Below are 15,046 nucleotides of genomic sequence, written 5' to 3'. Positions count from 1 at the left end.
ACGCGGTGGCGGTCACTTCCGGAACAGCCCGCGGTGACCGGGGTGGCCGCCTTGGCCTACGTTGGCGGAGGTCGTCGATCACCGAGAAAGGCACAGCGTGGAAAGTCCGTCTCCGGTCCCCGCCTGGGTGCGGGCCGAACCCCTCCGGCTGCTCGGATTCGCCGCCCGCGCGGCGCACCCCGGCGGCGGGTTCGCCTGGCTCGACGACACCGGGCGGCCGGTGCTCGACCGGCCCGTCGAAACCTGGATCACCTGCCGGATGACGCACGTCTTCGCGCTCGCACAACTGCAGGGTGCGCCGGCCGAGGGTCAGGTCGCCCACGGTGTCGAGGCGCTGACCGGCCTGCTCCGCGACCCGGACCACGGGGGCTGGTACGCGTCGACAACGTTGTCAGAGAAGCGCGCGTACGAGCACGCCTTCGTCGTGCTGGCCGCGTCGAGCGCGGCGGCCGCCGGGGCCGAGGGCGCGGAAGAACTGCTGGCCGAGGCGCTGGACGTCGTCGAACGCCGCTTCTGGGAACCGGGACCGGGACTCGTCGCCGACGTCTGGGACCGCGGCTGGACGCACCTGGAGGACTACCGCGGGGCCAACGCGAACATGCACACCGTCGAGGCGTTCCTCGCCGCCGCCGACGTCACCGGCGACCGGGTCTGGGCCCGCCGTGCGCTGTCCATTGTGGACCATCTGGTGCACGGCGAGGCCCGCGCGCACGGCTGGCTGCTGCCCGAGCACTACGACCCGGGCTGGCGGGTCCGCCTCGAGTTCAACCGGGCCGAGCCCGCGCACCCGTTCCGCCCGTTCGGCGCGACGATCGGGCACCTCTTCGAGTGGGCGCGGCTGGCCGTGCACCTCAAGCGCGCGCTCGGCGGCGACGCCCCGGACTGGCTGGTCCCGGACGCGGCGGCGCTGTTCGAGACCGCCACCCGGACCGGCTGGGCCGTCGACGGGCGCCCCGGGTTCGTCTACACCACCGACTTCGCCGGGACGCCGGTCGTGCGCACCCGGCTGCACTGGGTCGTGGCCGAGGCGATCGCCGCCGCGTGGACGCTGCACCAGGAAACCGGCGAGCCGGCGTACCTCGAACGGTTCCAGGAGTGGTGCGCGCACGCCGAGGCCTGCTTCGCCGACCGGGAACGCGGCTCGTGGCACCACGAACTCGACCCGGAGAACCGCCCGGCCGCGACGGTGTGGGCGGGCAAGCCGGACATCTACCACGCCTACCAGGCAACGCTGCTGCCCGCGCTGCCACCGGCCGCGTCGTTCGCCGGCGCGCTCGCCCCGCGTAGCTGGACCCCGGCGCCGCCGGGCTGAAGGGGACGTTCAGCGCGTCTCATGAGCTGAAGGGGACTTTCCTCGCATCTCATGAGCCGAACGTCCCCTTCAGCTCGCTGGTCGCCGAACCGGGCCGCGTAGCTAGACTGCGCACGACCAGTCGATCGAGGAGAACCATGTCGCCTTTCGCCGCCGCCGGGGACCGGTACGCGGACATGCCGTACCGGCGGGCCGGGCGCAGCGGGCTGAAGCTGCCCGCCGTGTCGCTCGGGCTGTGGCACAACTTCGGGGACGACAAGCCCCTCGACGTCCAGCGCGCGGTGCTGCGCCGGGCGTTCGACCTCGGCGTGACGCACTTCGACCTGGCCAACAACTACGGCCCGCCGCCCGGCGCGGCCGAGGCGAACTTCGGGCGGCACTACGCGGCCGACTTCCGCCCGTACCGCGACGAGATCCTGGTGTCGTCGAAGGCGGGCTACCTGATGTGGGACGGCCCGTACGGCGAATGGGGGTCGCGCAAGAACCTCCTCGCCAGCCTGGACCAGAGCCTGGCCCGCACCGGACTGGACCACTTCGACGTCTTCTACTCCCACCGCCCGGACCCGGAGACGCCGATCGAGGAGACCATGGGCGCCCTCGACACCGCCGTCCGCTCGGGGAAGGCGCTGTACGCGGGGATCTCCAACTACTCGCCCGAGCAGACCGAAGCCGCCATCCGGGTGCTGCGCGAGCTGGGCACGCCGCTGCTGCTCCACCAGCCGTCGTACTCGATCCTGAACCGCTGGGTCGAGGACGGGCTCCTCGACACCCTCGACGAGCACGGCGTCGGCTCGATCGCGTACTCGCCGCTGAGCCAGGGCCTGCTGACCGACCGCTACCTCGACGGCGTCCCGGCCGACTCGCGGGCGGCGGGCGCGAGCCCGTTCCTCACCCGCGACCGGCTCACCGGGGAGACGCTGGGCACCATCCGCGCGCTGAACGACGTCGCCGAGCGGCGCGGGCAGACGCTGGCCCAGCTCGCCATCGCCTGGGTGCTGCGCCGCGGGCGCGTCACGTCCGCGCTGATCGGCGCCAGCAGCGTCGCGCAGCTGGAGAACACCGTCGCGGCCACCGCGAACCTGGACTTCACCGACGACGAGCTGGCCGAGATCGATCGGCTCGCCGCCCGGTAGCTCAGCAGCCGATCCGGGACGGGCCCACGGCGACGTCGTCGAACCACAGCGTGTCGGCGTCGCCGGCGTAGCTCTCCCAGCCGAGCCGCAGGTCGGTCACCGCCGGGTGCCAGGACCGGGCGAGCCACTGCTGGTCGACGTCGGGGGTGGGGACGCCGTCGACCACGAGCCCGGGCACTTCGGCGGCGCCCAGCCACGTCCGGAGCTGCCCGGCCGCGCCGTCGAGCCGGAACTCGAAGCACGACCAGGTGCCGGTGGGCAGCGGGACGCTCTGGGCGACGCCGGCCGGGCTCTGCGCGGGCAGGGTGGCGTCGTCGGACTCGCGGTTCCACTGCAGCGCGCGGTTCTGCCCGCCGGCTCGCAGGTCCTTGCCGTCGGTGCTGTCGCGCATCGCCAGGAAGGTGACGTGCCCGGCGGGCAGCGCCGTGGTGTGCCGGACCCAGAACCGCCCGTACAGCGCGCCGGAGCCGGTCACGGCCGTGCCGAGGAACGCGTGGTTGCAGTAGCCGCCCTGGCCGGTGACCTTGACCGAGCGGCTGCCCGAGTGCGCCACCGAGGCGTCGACGGTCACCGTTCCGGTGCCCTGGCAGTTCGCCGCGCCGACGGTCCACCGGCCACCCGGGGTACCGCCGGTCTGCTGCTCGAAGTCGTCGCAGAGCGCGGCGTCCGCGCAGCCCGCGGGCGGTGGCGCCGACGTCGTCGTCGTGGGCAGGGTGATCGGCGTGGTGGCGGTCGTCGTGGCCGGGGGAGCGGGGTCGCCGCACGCGACGCCGTTGAGCGCGAAGTCCGTGGGATCGGGGCCGCTGCCGGTGCCCTGCAGGCCGAAGGACACCGAACCGCCGGCGGGCAGGGCGGCGTTGTAGGGCAGGCTTTCCGCGCTGACGGCGGTCCCGGTCTGGTGGACGGTGGCGTTCCACGCCGAGGTGACGGTCTGGCCGCCGGCGTAGTGCCAGGTGAGGGTCCACGAGGGGAGCGTGGTCGCGCCGTTGGTCACGGTGAGGTCGGCGGTGTAGCCGGTCTGCCACTGGTTGACCCGGTAGGCGACCGAGCAGGCGGGCGCGGCGGCGGCCGGGCCGGCGGCGAGGACCGCGGTGGTGCCCGCCGCGGCGAGGCAGAGTGCGGCGAGGGCGCCGGCGAACCTGCGGGGCATCGGGATCCTCCCGGGACGCGGACAGGGGCGCCGTGGCCTGCACCACGACGCCCCTGGGTGGTGGCCGCGTTCTGGCGAGGCGACCTGGCATGGGAGCGCTTCCAGCCGCCGAAAAAGTAACCCCCGCATGTCGCTCTTGTAAAGCGGGACCCGGACGCGCCGCGATCCGGTGGCCCGGTTTCCGGTGCCCCCGCACCCGCGGGTGGGCACTGAACCGTACTGAACGGCCGCACCCGTTGGCGGGCAACGGGTGCGGTGGTCGCGCTGCGCTACCGCCGCCGGCCCGCCGGTGCCGCCGTTGGGGTGGATTCCGGGAATCCGGTCCAAGATCACCCCGGGGTGGCGAGGAGGGGGCGACCCGGCCGGATGGGAGCGCTCTCATCCATCTCCGCCTGAACGTTCGAGTCCTATGTGGAACGGATCGGCCCGCGCGCGCGTCGAAGCCGCGTGCCAAAACCCTTGTTGCGGGCTCAACATCTCGGAAATCACACTGTCCCGGCATCGGTGACGCCCTGGGCTCCCGCTGTCACGCTGGGGTACTGTCTTCCGTGTGCACCAGTACTCCGAACCGCACTGGGTGAACGATGAGCCGACAGGTCAAGCCAGGGAGTAAGCCGTACCGTGCACAACTGCGCGAGCGGCTGGCCGCACTGGGCTTCCCCGAAGAGGCGATTCCGGCCCGGGTGGCGGAGAACCTGGTGGTCGAATGCGGGATTCCGCCGCGCACCGCGTGGCGGCTGGCGTCCGAGCTTTCGCTCGACGTCGCGGCGCACCACTACAACGCCGCGACCGGCGATCCCCGCGCGGGGATGCGCGGCACCCGGATCTGGGAGTACGAGCAGTGGCCCGAACGCGGCGTGCGGCCGACCGTCGCGGCCCTGCGGGTGCTGGCCGGGGTCTACGGCACGAGCTGGAAATCGCTGCTGGGCCTGCGAGATCTCGAGCAGCTGCCGGCCAAGGACCTCGCCGAGTACCACGCCGACGCGGAACCGGCCGCGGTGGCGCCGTCGGCCGCGCCGCCCGCTCGCACCGCCGCACGCGTCGAAGCCGGCCCGGACGACGAGATCGGGGCAAGTGCGCTCGATGACGCGATTCAGCGGACCACCACGAACGTCGACGACGTCCAGCTCGACGACCTGTGGTCCGACCTGGACTTCCTGGGCGGGGCCTACACCCGCACCGCGCCCGACGCGATCCTCGGCCAGCTCGCCGTGATCGACGAGCGGACCTCGGCGCTGCTGAAGGGGCGGCAGCGGCCGAAGCAGACCCAGGACCTGCTGCTCGTCGGGGCGAAGTGCTCGGCGATGATGGCGTGGATCGCGGGCGACCTCGGCCGCTACCGGCTTTCCCGGCAGCTGAACTCCGCGGCGTGGCTCTACACCCAGTACGCCGACGACTTCCTGGCCCGCCGCTGGGTGCGCACGTCGCAGGCGCGGGTGGCGTTCTGGTCGGGCAACGGCGTCGAGTCCGCGCGGCTGGCCGCCGACGGGCTCAGCTACCACGTCGGCGGGCGCCTCACGGACGCGCCGCTGATCCTCGCCGAAGCGCGCGGCTGGTCGTCGGTGCAGGCCGAGCCGCAGGTGCTGGACGCGATCGCGCGCTGGACCACGATCGAAGACCCGGACCTCGGGGCCGGCGGCGAAGACCGGTTCTTCAACATCACGAAGGACCGGCGGCACTACATGGCCGGGACGTCGCTGCTGTCGGTCGGGCAGGCGTCCGCCGCGCTGCGCGAGTTCACGACCGCCCGCGAGGCCTACGAGAAGCTGTCTCTGGAACACCGCTGGGAGGCCATGGACCCGATGATCCGGATCGACACGGGCCGCGCGCACCTGAGGCTCGGCGACCTCGACGGCGCCGCCGCGCAGGTGGAGCAGGTGCTGGCCGCGGACGTCGGCAAGCAGCCGGACATGGTGCACGCGATGCTGAAGGTGCTCGCGACGGAGCTGAACGAGCCCCGCTGGCGCAAGGCGGTGACGGCTCGCAACCTCGCCGAGGCGGTCCTGGACGCCCACGCTTCGGCGCGCCCGTGACGGGCGACCCGACCCGGGCGGAGACGCCCTCGGTGGCGCCGGACGACACCCCGCGCCTGAAGGGTGCCTCGCCCGCAGCCGCGGCGCCGGAGCGCACCGGCACCGCGCCCGGCGACACCTGGGTGCTCGAAGGCCACACCCGCCGGGACGTGGTCGTCGTCGCCGACCGCTTCGCGCAGTTCGCCCGTGGCGACCGGGTGCTCACCGTGTCCGGCCTCCTGGCCCTGCTCGCGGCCGGCGACCCGGACGCCGACACCGACGCCGGCCACTGGGTCGTCCACCTCGGCCAGGGCGTCGACGCGACCGACCACGACCTGCTCGAAGCGGCCCGCGAGAAGAGCGGGATCACCGTGACCTTCGCGGACCCGGCGGCGTTCCGGCGCGTCCCGGAGCGCTCGGTGCTCGTGCACAAGGACCGGCCCGAGAACGTCCTGCTGGCGGGCGTGCACAGCCCGTCGGCCGGGTACTGCCTGGCCGAGCTGCGGATCCACCGCGACAACGAGCTCATCCTCGACCACCACACCGGCGAGCACGTGCAGGGCATCGTGATCGTCGAGGCGATGCGGCAGATCTGCATCGCCCAGTTCGAGACCGCGATCCGCCCCGGCCTGGCCACGGCCGCGTACGCGGGGGTCTGGAAGCGGATCGACCTGTCCTTCCAGGACTTCCTGTTCCCGCTCCCGGCCACGGTCGAGTCGCTCATCGAGGAGTCCGACCTCGGCCGCGAAACCAACCTGAAGTTCCGCGCCACCACGGCGGTGCGCCAGCAGGGGCGCACCGTGGCCACCGCCGTCATCGAGTACTCGATGATCGCGCAGGGGCGCATCGACGCCCTGGAACGCCGCAAGGCCGACCAGGCCACCCGGGCCTACCTCGGCTGAGCCGAAACCCACTCCGGAAGGGAAACCACACCACGATGTCCGAAGAGCCGGACCGTTCGGCGTCCTTCGCCCAGGGACTGAAACTCATCCAGCAGCTCGGCGGGGTGGACCGGCCGGCCGTGCTGGACCTGTTCGCGAGCATCGGCGAGGCCGAGTTCGGCGAGCAGTGCGTCGGGTTCATCTACGGCGACGTCTACCACCGGCCCGGGCTCGAGCTCCCGGAGCGGCAGCTGACGACCGTCGCCGCGCTCACCGCGCTCGGCTACGCGGGCTCGCAGCTGCAGTTCCACGCGAAGGCCGCGCTCAACGTCGGCTGCACCCGGCGCCAGCTGGTCGAGGCGGTCATCCACGTCAGCTCGTTCGCCGGGTTCCCCGCCACGCTCAACGCGCTCACGGCGCTCAAGGCGGCGTTCGAGGGCCTGCCGGCGGACGAGCCGGCGCCCGAGCCCGCCGAAGTGCCGTGGGCGGGGATCGAAGACCGCTACGAGCGCGGCCTGGCCGCGATGAAGGCGGTCGACGGCGAGGCGGGGGAGAAGGTCGCCGCCGCACTGGCCGACATCGCGCCCGACCTGGCCACCTACATCATCGAGTTCACCTTCGGCGAGCTCTACAGCCGGCCGGGGCTGAGCCTGCGCCACCGCGAGCTCGTCACGATCGCCGCGTGCGTCGCGCTCGGCACGGCGCTGCCGCAGCTGAAGGTGCACATCCACGGGCTGCTCAACGTCGGCGGCACCGAGAAGGAGGCCGTCGAGACCGTCCTGCACCTGGCGTTCTACTGCGGGTTCCCGGCCGCGCTCAACGCGATCGGCGCCGCGCGCGAAGTGTTCGCGCAGCGGTGAGCGCGCTCGAAAAGCTGCGCGTCGTCGCGCTCGACTGCGACGGCGTGCTCATCGACGACACCTACCTGGCCATGATCGCCCGGTTCGTCACCGAGCACGGCGGGGTCTACGACGCCGCGGCCGAGCGGGACGTGATCGGGCTGCGCGACATCGTCGTCGCCGAAAAGGTCACCGCGCTGTGCGGCCTCGACCAGCCGGCCGAGGAGACGCTCAAGCAGCTCTGGGCGGCGCGGCAGGAGTACCTCGCCGAGCATCCGATCCGCGTCGCCGAAGGGGCGTGGGACTGCCTGGAAGCGCTCTCGAAGCTCCCCCTGCGGCTGGTCTGCTACGGCGGCCGGACCCGCGAGCACACCTTCGACCGGTACCTCGGCGACTTCGTGGACCTGCTCGACCCCGAGGTGCCGTACGTGAGCATCAACGAGCACCGCCCGGGCGTCGACCACATCGCCCGGACCGTGCTCGGCGCCGGCTTCGACGAGGTCGTGTTCGTCGACGACGTCAGCCGGGTGGCCGAGGACGCCCGCGCGCACGGCGCCGGGTTCATCGGGTTCCCGTCGAGCCCGGCCCACGCGCGGCAGCGGGAGTTCATGGCCGGCCACGGCGTCCGGCACTTCGCGGCGTCGCTCGCCGAATTGACGCCCGAACTCGTGGCGATCGTCGACGCGGAGCTCGCGACTTCGACACACTGGCTTCGTTGAGGATTCCCCGCACCCTTGGAGCCCCCGTGAAGTACTTTTCCCTGCCCCGTCCCGGCGCCGGGCTCGTCCTGGGCGAGCGCGACGTGCCCGAACCCGGTCCCGGGCAGGTCCTGGTCCGGCTGCGCGGGTGGGCGGTCAACGCCCGCGACCTGATGATCGCCAAGGGCTTCTACCCGAAGCCGGTCAAGCCGGACGTCGTGCCGCTGAGCGACGGCGCGGGCGAGGTCGTCGCGGTCGGCGACGGCGTGCGCGCCTGGGTCACCGGCGACCGGGTGGCCGCTACCTACTTCCCGGACTGGCTGTCCGGGCCGGGAACGCCCGAGAAGACCGCGGACGACCTGGCCGGCACCCTCGACGGCGTGCTCGCCGAGTACGCCGTCTTCGCCGAGGACGCGCTGGTCGGCGTCCCGGCGCACCTCGACTACGCCGAAGCCGCGACGCTGCCCAGCGCCGGTGTCACGGCGTGGCGCGCGGTCGTCGAGGAAGGCGGGCTCGTGCCGGGCCAGACCGTGCTCACCCTGGGCAGCGGCGGCCTGTCGACGTTCGCGCTGCAGTTCGCCGCGCTCGGCGGCGCCCACGTCGTGTCGACGTCCAGCTCGGACGAGAAGCTCGAGCGGCTCCGCGAACTGGGTGCCGCCCGGACGCTCAACCACGCGACGACGCCGGAGTGGGGCGCCGCGGTGGCCGAGCTGACCGGCGGCGGCGTCGACCACGTCGTCGACGTGGGCGGGGGCGGCACGATCGGCCAGTCGATGATCGCCGCGCGCTACGGCGGGCACGTCAGCGTGGCCGGCGTCCTGACCCACGAAGGCGCCGCCGACCCGATCCTCGTGCTGGTCAAGCAGCTGACCCTGCGCGGGCTCACCAACGCCTCCCGCGAGACGTTCCAGGCGATGAACCGGGCGATCGAGCACACCGGGCTCCGGCCGGTGATCGACCGGCGGTTCGCCTTCGACGAGGTCGAAGAGGCGCTCAAGCACCTCGAGTCCGGCAGCCACATCGGGAAGGTCGTGCTCGAAAGCGACTGAACGGCCCGCCGTCCCGGGTAACTTTTGCCGTCCCGGCTGGGTATATCCGTACCCGGTGCCCTCCTTTTCGCAGGTCAGCGGTGGTGGGTTCGGGCGAAAAAGTCGCGTTTCGGCAGGAATGGCGGCCGCTGTCGGCACCAGGGAGAGTGGTGGACACCAGGACATCGCCCGAGCAGGCTGCGGCTGCTCGGGCGGAGCGTCCGGGACTGGGGGCGCGGGGAGGGGGTTTCAACCGCCTGGGGGTGGGTTGAAACCCCCTTCCCGCCCGTTCTGACCCTGTTCCCCACTCACGACCTGCCGTGGCGGGCTCAGGTGGTGGTGCAGGGCCGGCCGTTGAGGGAGATCGCGGTGGGCCGGGTGTTGGACGTGCCGGACGTGCCGGTGAAGCCGAACTCCGCGCTGCCGCCCGCCGGGATCGTCTTGTTCCAGCCCGCGTCGACCGCCGACACCGCCGTGCCGGTCTGGGTGACCTGCGCGTTCCACGCCTGCGTCACCCGCTGGCCGTCCGCGTAGGTCCACGCCACCGTCCAGCCGGTCACGCTGGCGGTGCCGGTGTTGCCCACCTTCACCGCCGCCTGGAACCCGCCCTGCCACTGGTTCGTGACCGTGTAGGCCGCCGAGCAGGACCCCGACGGCGCCGGCGTGGTCGTGGTGGTGGGCGGGGTGGTCGTCGTGGCCGTGGTCGTCGTCGGTGGCGGCTCGGTGCCCCCGGAGTCGCCCACGATCACGCCGCGCCCGTTCGTGCCCACGTAGACCCGGCCGTACACCCGCGGGTCCCCGCTGATCGCCGCCCCGATGTTGCCGTACTGGTGCTGGTCGTCGTTGATCCGCGTCCACGACGCGCCCGCGTCGTCCGACCGGAAGATCCCGCGCACGCCCCCGATCCTGGCGATCGTGTATAACGTCGCATACGTCCGGCCGGTGGCGGCCTTGCCGAACCCGATGTTGTCGGCCTCGGCGACCCCCGTCAGCTTCGTGAAGGACGCTCCGGAGTCGGTCGAGTGCCAGAGGCCGTACGTCGCACCCGAGCCGCCGGCGAGCCAGACGTCGCCGGCCACCCCAGGCAGCGCCTTGAAGTGGGCGGAGCCGGTGGGCAGCCCGGTGGCCGCGGTCGCGGCGAAGGTCGCGCCGCCGTCGGTGCTGACGGAGAACTTGCCGGCGGCGAACCCGTAGAACCGCTTGGGGTCGACGCGGTCGGATTCGACGACCGCGCCGGCCGGGAGGCCGGTGGAAGCCGTCCACGACGACCCGAAACCGATCGAGTAGCTCACCGCGCCGGTGTCGGGGCTCCACACGAACCGGCTGCCGTCGGCGGCCGCGGCCACCGTGCCGCCGCTCGCGCCGCCGGACGGTTCCGCGCCCTGGAACCAGTTCTTGCCGCCGTCCGTGGAGAACGCGATCCGGTTGTCGTTCGGCCGGGCGCTCCGGTCGAGCGTGCCGGCCCGGACGATCGTCGCCGGGTTCAGCTCCGCGTAGTCCAGGCTGGTGGTCGTGGTGAAGACCGGCTGGGTGTACATCGTGGCCGGGACGGCGTCGAGGCTGTCGTGCCGGAACCCGCCGATGTCGCCGAGGCCGGACAGCAGGGGAGCGCCCGAGGGCGGGCTGATCAGGTCGAGCACCGCGGTCTCTTCGAGGCCGCCGACGACCGGCTTGAGCGTGATCTTCCCGCCGCTGTCCCACCTCGTGAGGTCGGCCGTCCCGTAGATCGTCGCACCGGTGCCGTAGAGCAGGTGGTTCGAGTCGAAGGGGTCGATCTCCGCGGACTCGGTCATCCAGCCGAGCTTCGGCGACGGCACCGGGGGAGCGGCCTGGACGCCGAAGGACAGCCACGGCACCGAGGAGATGTCCTGGGTGTAGCGCAGCGAGCGGTCCGGGTAGCTCGTCCAGTCCCAGATCCGCGTCCAGGTGGCGCCGCCGTCGGTGCTGCGGAAGAAGATCACGTCCGGCCACCACGAGACCTGCGTGGCGACCATGAGCGTGTTCGGGTGCTGCCGGTCGATCGTCAGGCCGCTGTAGCCGAAGTAGTCGTCGGCGGACTCGGCCGGGATCGGGCTGATCCGCGTCCAGGCGCCGGTCTTCGTGGCGTACTTCCAGACGTCGCCCTTCGCGCCGTCGTAGGGGCCGCCGGTGTCGCTGGTCGCGAGGTAGAGGTAGCCGCCGACCGGGTCGAGGACGCCCTTGTGCGCCAGGTAGCCGGTGGGCTGGCCGGCCAGGCGCGCCCAGGTCGCGCCGCCGTCGGTGCTGCGGTAGACGGTGTTCTGCTTGTCCGCGACGCCGACGTAGATCGTCTGCGTGGTGCTGCCGCGGGCGCCGGTCGAGGGGTCGAACGTCACCCAGGTGACGCCTTCGTTGTCGCTGGAGTAGCCCGACGGGTCGCTCGGGTCGGGCGCGTAGTCGCCGGGGTTGGGGAAGCTGGTCACCTTCGCCCACGTGACGCCGGAGTCGGTGCTGCGCCAGAGCCCGTTGCCGCTGGGCGCGCCGAGGTACAGCACGCTGTTGCGGTTCGGGTCGATCGCCAGCCGCTCGCCCATGCCGCGCCCGGGCATGTTGCCGCCGAGTTTGAACGGCAGTGTCGCGGCCTGCCACGTGGCGCCGCGGTCGGCCGAGCGCAGGATCGCGCCGGGGTTCGGGTCCCAGCTGTTGGTGTACATGCCCGCGGCGACGTAGACCCGGTTCGGGTCGACGGCGTCGGTGGCGAGGCTGACGACGCCGTTGTGGCCCCAGTCGGTCCAGCCGACCGAGTCGAGGAGCGGGAGCCAGCGCCCGGTCGAGGGGTTCCAGCGGTAGGCGCCGCCGATGTCGGTGCGGGCGTAGACGAGCCCGGGTTCGGTCTGGTTGAAGACGATGCCGGGGACGAACCCGCCACCGCCGATCTCGGCGTTGCGCCAGGCGTAGGACGCCGGTGCGGCGGGGGCGGCCGGTGCGCCGGCGGTGATCGCGACGGCGGTGGGCAGGAGCAGGGCGAGTGCCGCCGCGAGGAGCCGGCGAGCCCGTGGTGCGCTGGGAAAAAGCAGTCGTCTCACGTCGGCCTCCACAACTCTGGGAGCGCTTCCAGAGGGACGGTAAACCAGGCCTTTGAACGTTGTAAAGCGTTCGATGATTTCGTTGCCGGAACTGTCCACAGTGGATTCGAGGTCGCTTTTGCGGTGTCACATATGTGAACGACGATCAGGTTTCTGAATTGTTATCACGCAGCGTCTTGTCGGGATTTTTCCGGCGTGTGAGTGTGGTGCCCGCTGGCTGGACTGGACCTACGAAAGAGGCGACCCGGCAATGACGCAGACAGCCCCGGCGCGGCACATCAGCCGGACCACCCTGTACTTCTTCGGTGCGCTCGGCGGCATCCTCTTCGGCTACGACCTCGGCGTGATCTCCGGGGTGCTCCCGTTCATCGGGAAGCTGTGGGCGCTGACCAGCTGGGACAAGGGCGTGATCACCGCCAGCCTGTCGGTCGGTGCCATCGTCGGTGCGCTGTTCTCCAGCCGCACCAACGAAGCGCTCGGCCGGCGCCGCACGATCATGGTCGCCGCGGCGATCGTCATCGTGGGCACCCTGGCGGCGACGTTCTCGCCGACGTTCACGCTGCTCGTGCTTTCCCGCCTGGTCATCGGGCTCGGCATCGGGCTTTCTTCGTCGACGGTTCCGACGTACCTGTCCGAACTGGCGCCGGCCCGGCTGCGCGGCGCGATGGGCGCGCTGAACCAGATCTTCATCGTCAGCGGCATCCTGATCGCGTTCCTGGTGAGCTACTGGCTCGGCCCGGTTTCGGCGTGGCGCTGGATGTTCGCAGGCGCGATCGTGCCCGCGGCGATCCTGCTCGTCGGGCTGGCGTTCCTGCCCGAGACACCGCGCTGGCTGGTCAAGAACGGCCGCGAGGAGGAGGCCCGGCGGGTGCTGGCCAGCGCCCACGGCAACTCGGTGAACCTCGACGAGGAGATCTCGACCATCCGCGACGTCATCCGGATGGACACCGAGGAGAAGCCGCGGTTCCGCGACCTGTTCGCCGGCTGGGTGCGGCCGATGCTGTTCGTCGCCGTGCTGCTCGCGGTGGGCCAGCAGTTCAGCGGCGTCAACGCGATCAACGCCTACTTCCCGACCATGCTCATCGGGCTCGGCTTCGCCACCCAGGCCGCGCTGCTGTCCGGCGTGCTCCTGGGCGTCACGAAGTTCCTGTTCACCGCGTGGGTCGTGTTCGTGGTCGACCGCTGGGGCCGCAAGCCGCTGCTGCTCATCGGCAACGTGATCATGGTGCTGACGCTCACCGCGGCGGGGCTGGTCGTGCTCAACGTCCACGACACCGGCCTGCGCGGCATCCTGATGCTGGTGATGATGGTGCTGTACCTGGTCGGCTACGAGCTCGGCTGGGGCGCGGTCGTCTGGGTGATGATGTCCGAGGTCTTCCCGCTCAAGGTCCGCGCGGCCGGCATGGGCGTGAGCAGCGTGGTCCTCTGGGCGGCGACGGGGATCGTCAGCGCGGTGTTCCCGATCATCTCCGACCCGAAGTCCCTCGGCATCGGCGGTTCGATGTTCCTGTTCGCCGGGATCAACGTGGTGCTGTTCGTGCTCACGAAGTGGCTGGTCCCGGAGACGAAGGGCCGCACGCTGGAGCAGATCGAGCTCGACCTCCGCGCGCGGCAAGGGGTGGCCGCGAAGGGCTGAAGGGGACGTTCATCTCATCTGATGAGCTGAAGGGGACTTTCCTGTCGTCACATGACAGGAACGTCCCCTTCAGCCCACTGGGGCGGCCAGGCCGAGCTTGCCGGCGAGGCGGCCGACCCACGCTTCGACTTCCTCCGGGGCCCGGTCCGGCAGCCCGAAGATCGTCTCGGTGACCCCGAGTGCGTCCAGGTGCGCCAGCCGCTCCGGATCCGGCCGTTCGCCGAGCGCGCAGATCCGCGGCGCTCCCGTGCGGCCCTCCGCGGCCCAGATCTCGTTCAGCAACGCCACGTGCCCGTCGAGGTCGGTGTCGGACGGCGTCGTGATCCAGCCGTCGGCGTGGCGGGCGATCCAGCGGAACGTCTTCTCCGTCGGGCCCGCGCCGAGCAGCACCGGGATGTGCGCCTGGACCGGCTTGGGCCACGCCCAGCTCGGCCCGAAGGACACGAACTCCCCGTCGTAGGCCGCTTCCTCCTCCGTCCACAGTGCACTCATCGCCTCGAGGTACTCCCGCAGCGCGGTGCGGCGGCGGTTGCCCGGCACGCCGTGGTCGTTGAGCTCGTCGACGTTCCAGCCGAAGCCCGTGCCGAGCGTGACGCGGCCGCCGGAGAGGTGGTCGAGGCTCGCGATCGTCTTGGCCAGCGTGATCGGGTCGCTCTCCACCGGCAGGGCGACCGCCGTGGACAGCCGGATCCGCGACGTCACCGCGGCGGCCGTCGCCAGCGCGACCCACGGGTCGAGGGTGCGGCTGTAGCGGTCGTCGGGCAGGGACGCGTCGCCGGTGCGCGGGTGCGGGGACTCCCGCTTCACCGGGATGTGCGTGTGCTCGGGCACGTAGAAGGTGGCGAACCCGGCGGCCTCCGCGACGCGCGCGGCGGCCGCCGGGGTGATGCCCCGGTCGCTGGTGAACAGCACGATTCCGTAGTCCACGGGGCGAGCGTATTAGAACGTGTTTCAGTTTTCAAGGTCGAGCCGGTGCTGCGGAGGGTCGCCGATCGAGTACTCTTGGTGACCTTGTCCAGTGCCGGTCGAGTCGCGCTCGACGCGGCGGGACCGGGCAGGCGGGGAGCAGAGCGACGGGTCACGTCACGGGCACGGTGGAGGGACCCGCGACGAACGGGGAGGCGACGTGTCAATCCTTTGTGGACAGAAGGTGTCCCAGTCAGTGGACACCCGGGTGGGGCGGGATGGCGTGCCCGGTCCCGGATCCGATACCGTGGACCACAGGCCGAGAGGCGCTGCAACGGACCACCTGGTCCGCCACGCTCGGCCGGGATTGACCAACCAAGGGCGCCTCCCGACTGAGGGAGGCTGCC

Annotated in this window: 11 protein-coding genes and 1 riboswitch; of the genes, 8 read left to right on the top strand and 3 right to left on the bottom strand. The window is 71.9% G+C overall.

What is annotated here, in order from left to right; genetic code table 11:
* Nucleotides 1-97: 97 nt before the first annotated feature.
* Together AB5J73_RS38170 and mgrA are read left to right on the top strand one after the other, a co-directional pair.
* Entirely contained in the window at nucleotides 98-1,312 is a 1,215-nt protein-coding gene (locus AB5J73_RS38170) for an AGE family epimerase/isomerase (RefSeq protein ID WP_370963673.1), read from the top strand.
* Between the two features lie 137 nt (nucleotides 1,313-1,449).
* On the top strand, nucleotides 1,450-2,445 hold the full coding sequence (gene mgrA, locus AB5J73_RS38165) for an L-glyceraldehyde 3-phosphate reductase (RefSeq protein WP_370963672.1): 996 nt from the start codon (nucleotides 1,450-1,452) through the stop codon (nucleotides 2,443-2,445).
* Between the two features lies 1 nt (nucleotide 2,446).
* Here mgrA and AB5J73_RS38160 read toward each other — a convergent pair whose 3' ends face one another.
* Entirely contained in the window at nucleotides 2,447-3,595 is a 1,149-nt protein-coding gene (locus tag AB5J73_RS38160) for a cellulose binding domain-containing protein (protein WP_370963671.1), read from the bottom strand.
* 584 nt (nucleotides 3,596-4,179) lie between these two features.
* On the opposite strand from AB5J73_RS38160, the gene AB5J73_RS38155 reads away from it, so the two are divergent.
* The 5 genes from AB5J73_RS38155 to AB5J73_RS38135 are packed head-to-tail and all read left to right on the top strand — an operon-like array spanning nucleotide 4,180 to nucleotide 9,074.
* Nucleotides 4,180-5,628 (top strand): hypothetical protein, encoded by a 1,449-nt coding sequence (locus AB5J73_RS38155; protein ID WP_370963670.1) that lies wholly within the window; start codon nucleotides 4,180-4,182, stop codon nucleotides 5,626-5,628.
* The gene (locus AB5J73_RS38150; RefSeq protein ID WP_370963669.1) at nucleotides 5,625-6,509 is read left to right on the top strand and encodes an AfsA-related hotdog domain-containing protein; all 885 of its coding nucleotides are present in this window, start codon (nucleotides 5,625-5,627) and stop codon (nucleotides 6,507-6,509) included. The genes AB5J73_RS38155 and AB5J73_RS38150 overlap by 4 nt, the downstream gene beginning before the upstream one ends.
* A 35-nt stretch (nucleotides 6,510-6,544) precedes the next feature.
* A complete protein-coding gene (locus tag AB5J73_RS38145) occupies nucleotides 6,545-7,348 on the top strand; it encodes a carboxymuconolactone decarboxylase family protein (RefSeq protein WP_370963668.1) in 804 nt (267 codons plus the stop codon).
* On the top strand, nucleotides 7,345-8,046 hold the full coding sequence (locus AB5J73_RS38140; RefSeq protein ID WP_370963667.1) for an HAD family hydrolase: 702 nt from the start codon (nucleotides 7,345-7,347) through the stop codon (nucleotides 8,044-8,046). The genes AB5J73_RS38145 and AB5J73_RS38140 overlap by 4 nt, the downstream gene beginning before the upstream one ends.
* A gap of 26 nt (nucleotides 8,047-8,072) precedes the next feature.
* Nucleotides 8,073-9,074 (top strand): NAD(P)-dependent alcohol dehydrogenase, encoded by a 1,002-nt coding sequence (locus AB5J73_RS38135; RefSeq protein WP_370963666.1) that lies wholly within the window; start codon nucleotides 8,073-8,075, stop codon nucleotides 9,072-9,074.
* A gap of 308 nt (nucleotides 9,075-9,382) precedes the next feature.
* Here the strand turns inward: AB5J73_RS38135 and AB5J73_RS38130 are convergent, their stop codons facing one another.
* Nucleotides 9,383-12,097, bottom strand: a complete 2,715-nt coding sequence (locus AB5J73_RS38130) for a cellulose binding domain-containing protein (RefSeq protein WP_370963665.1) — start codon at nucleotides 12,095-12,097, stop codon at nucleotides 9,383-9,385.
* A gap of 250 nt (nucleotides 12,098-12,347) precedes the next feature.
* On the opposite strand from AB5J73_RS38130, the gene AB5J73_RS38125 reads away from it, so the two are divergent.
* The gene (locus AB5J73_RS38125; RefSeq protein ID WP_370963664.1) at nucleotides 12,348-13,733 is read left to right on the top strand and encodes a sugar porter family MFS transporter; all 1,386 of its coding nucleotides are present in this window, start codon (nucleotides 12,348-12,350) and stop codon (nucleotides 13,731-13,733) included.
* Between the two features lie 69 nt (nucleotides 13,734-13,802).
* Here the strand turns inward: AB5J73_RS38125 and AB5J73_RS38120 are convergent, their stop codons facing one another.
* Entirely contained in the window at nucleotides 13,803-14,660 is an 858-nt protein-coding gene (locus tag AB5J73_RS38120) for an LLM class F420-dependent oxidoreductase (RefSeq protein ID WP_370963663.1), read from the bottom strand.
* A 294-nt stretch (nucleotides 14,661-14,954) separates the two neighbouring features.
* Nucleotides 14,955-15,033: riboswitch (S-adenosyl-L-homocysteine riboswitch) on the top strand.
* Nucleotides 15,034-15,046 lie beyond the last annotated feature (13 nt).

The organism is Amycolatopsis sp. cg9 (assembly GCF_041346945.1).
Classification (GTDB): domain Bacteria; phylum Actinomycetota; class Actinomycetes; order Mycobacteriales; family Pseudonocardiaceae; genus Amycolatopsis.
The sequence above is the reverse complement of the archived record's forward strand: the minus strand, read 5'-3'. Positions and strand labels throughout refer to the sequence as shown.

Excerpts from the sequence above, each read along its gene's own strand:
- mgrA (WP_370963672.1), top strand. The coding sequence starts at position 1,450 with ATGTCGCCTTTCGCCGCCGCCGGGGACCGGTACGCGGACATGCCGTAC.
- AB5J73_RS38160 (WP_370963671.1), bottom strand. The coding sequence starts at position 3,595 with ATGCCCCGCAGGTTCGCCGGCGCCCTCGCCGCACTCTGCCTCGCCGCG.
- AB5J73_RS38155 (WP_370963670.1), top strand. The coding sequence starts at position 4,180 with ATGAGCCGACAGGTCAAGCCAGGGAGTAAGCCGTACCGTGCACAACTG.
- AB5J73_RS38145 (WP_370963668.1), top strand. The coding sequence starts at position 6,545 with ATGTCCGAAGAGCCGGACCGTTCGGCGTCCTTCGCCCAGGGACTGAAA.
- AB5J73_RS38125 (WP_370963664.1), top strand. The coding sequence starts at position 12,348 with ATGACGCAGACAGCCCCGGCGCGGCACATCAGCCGGACCACCCTGTAC.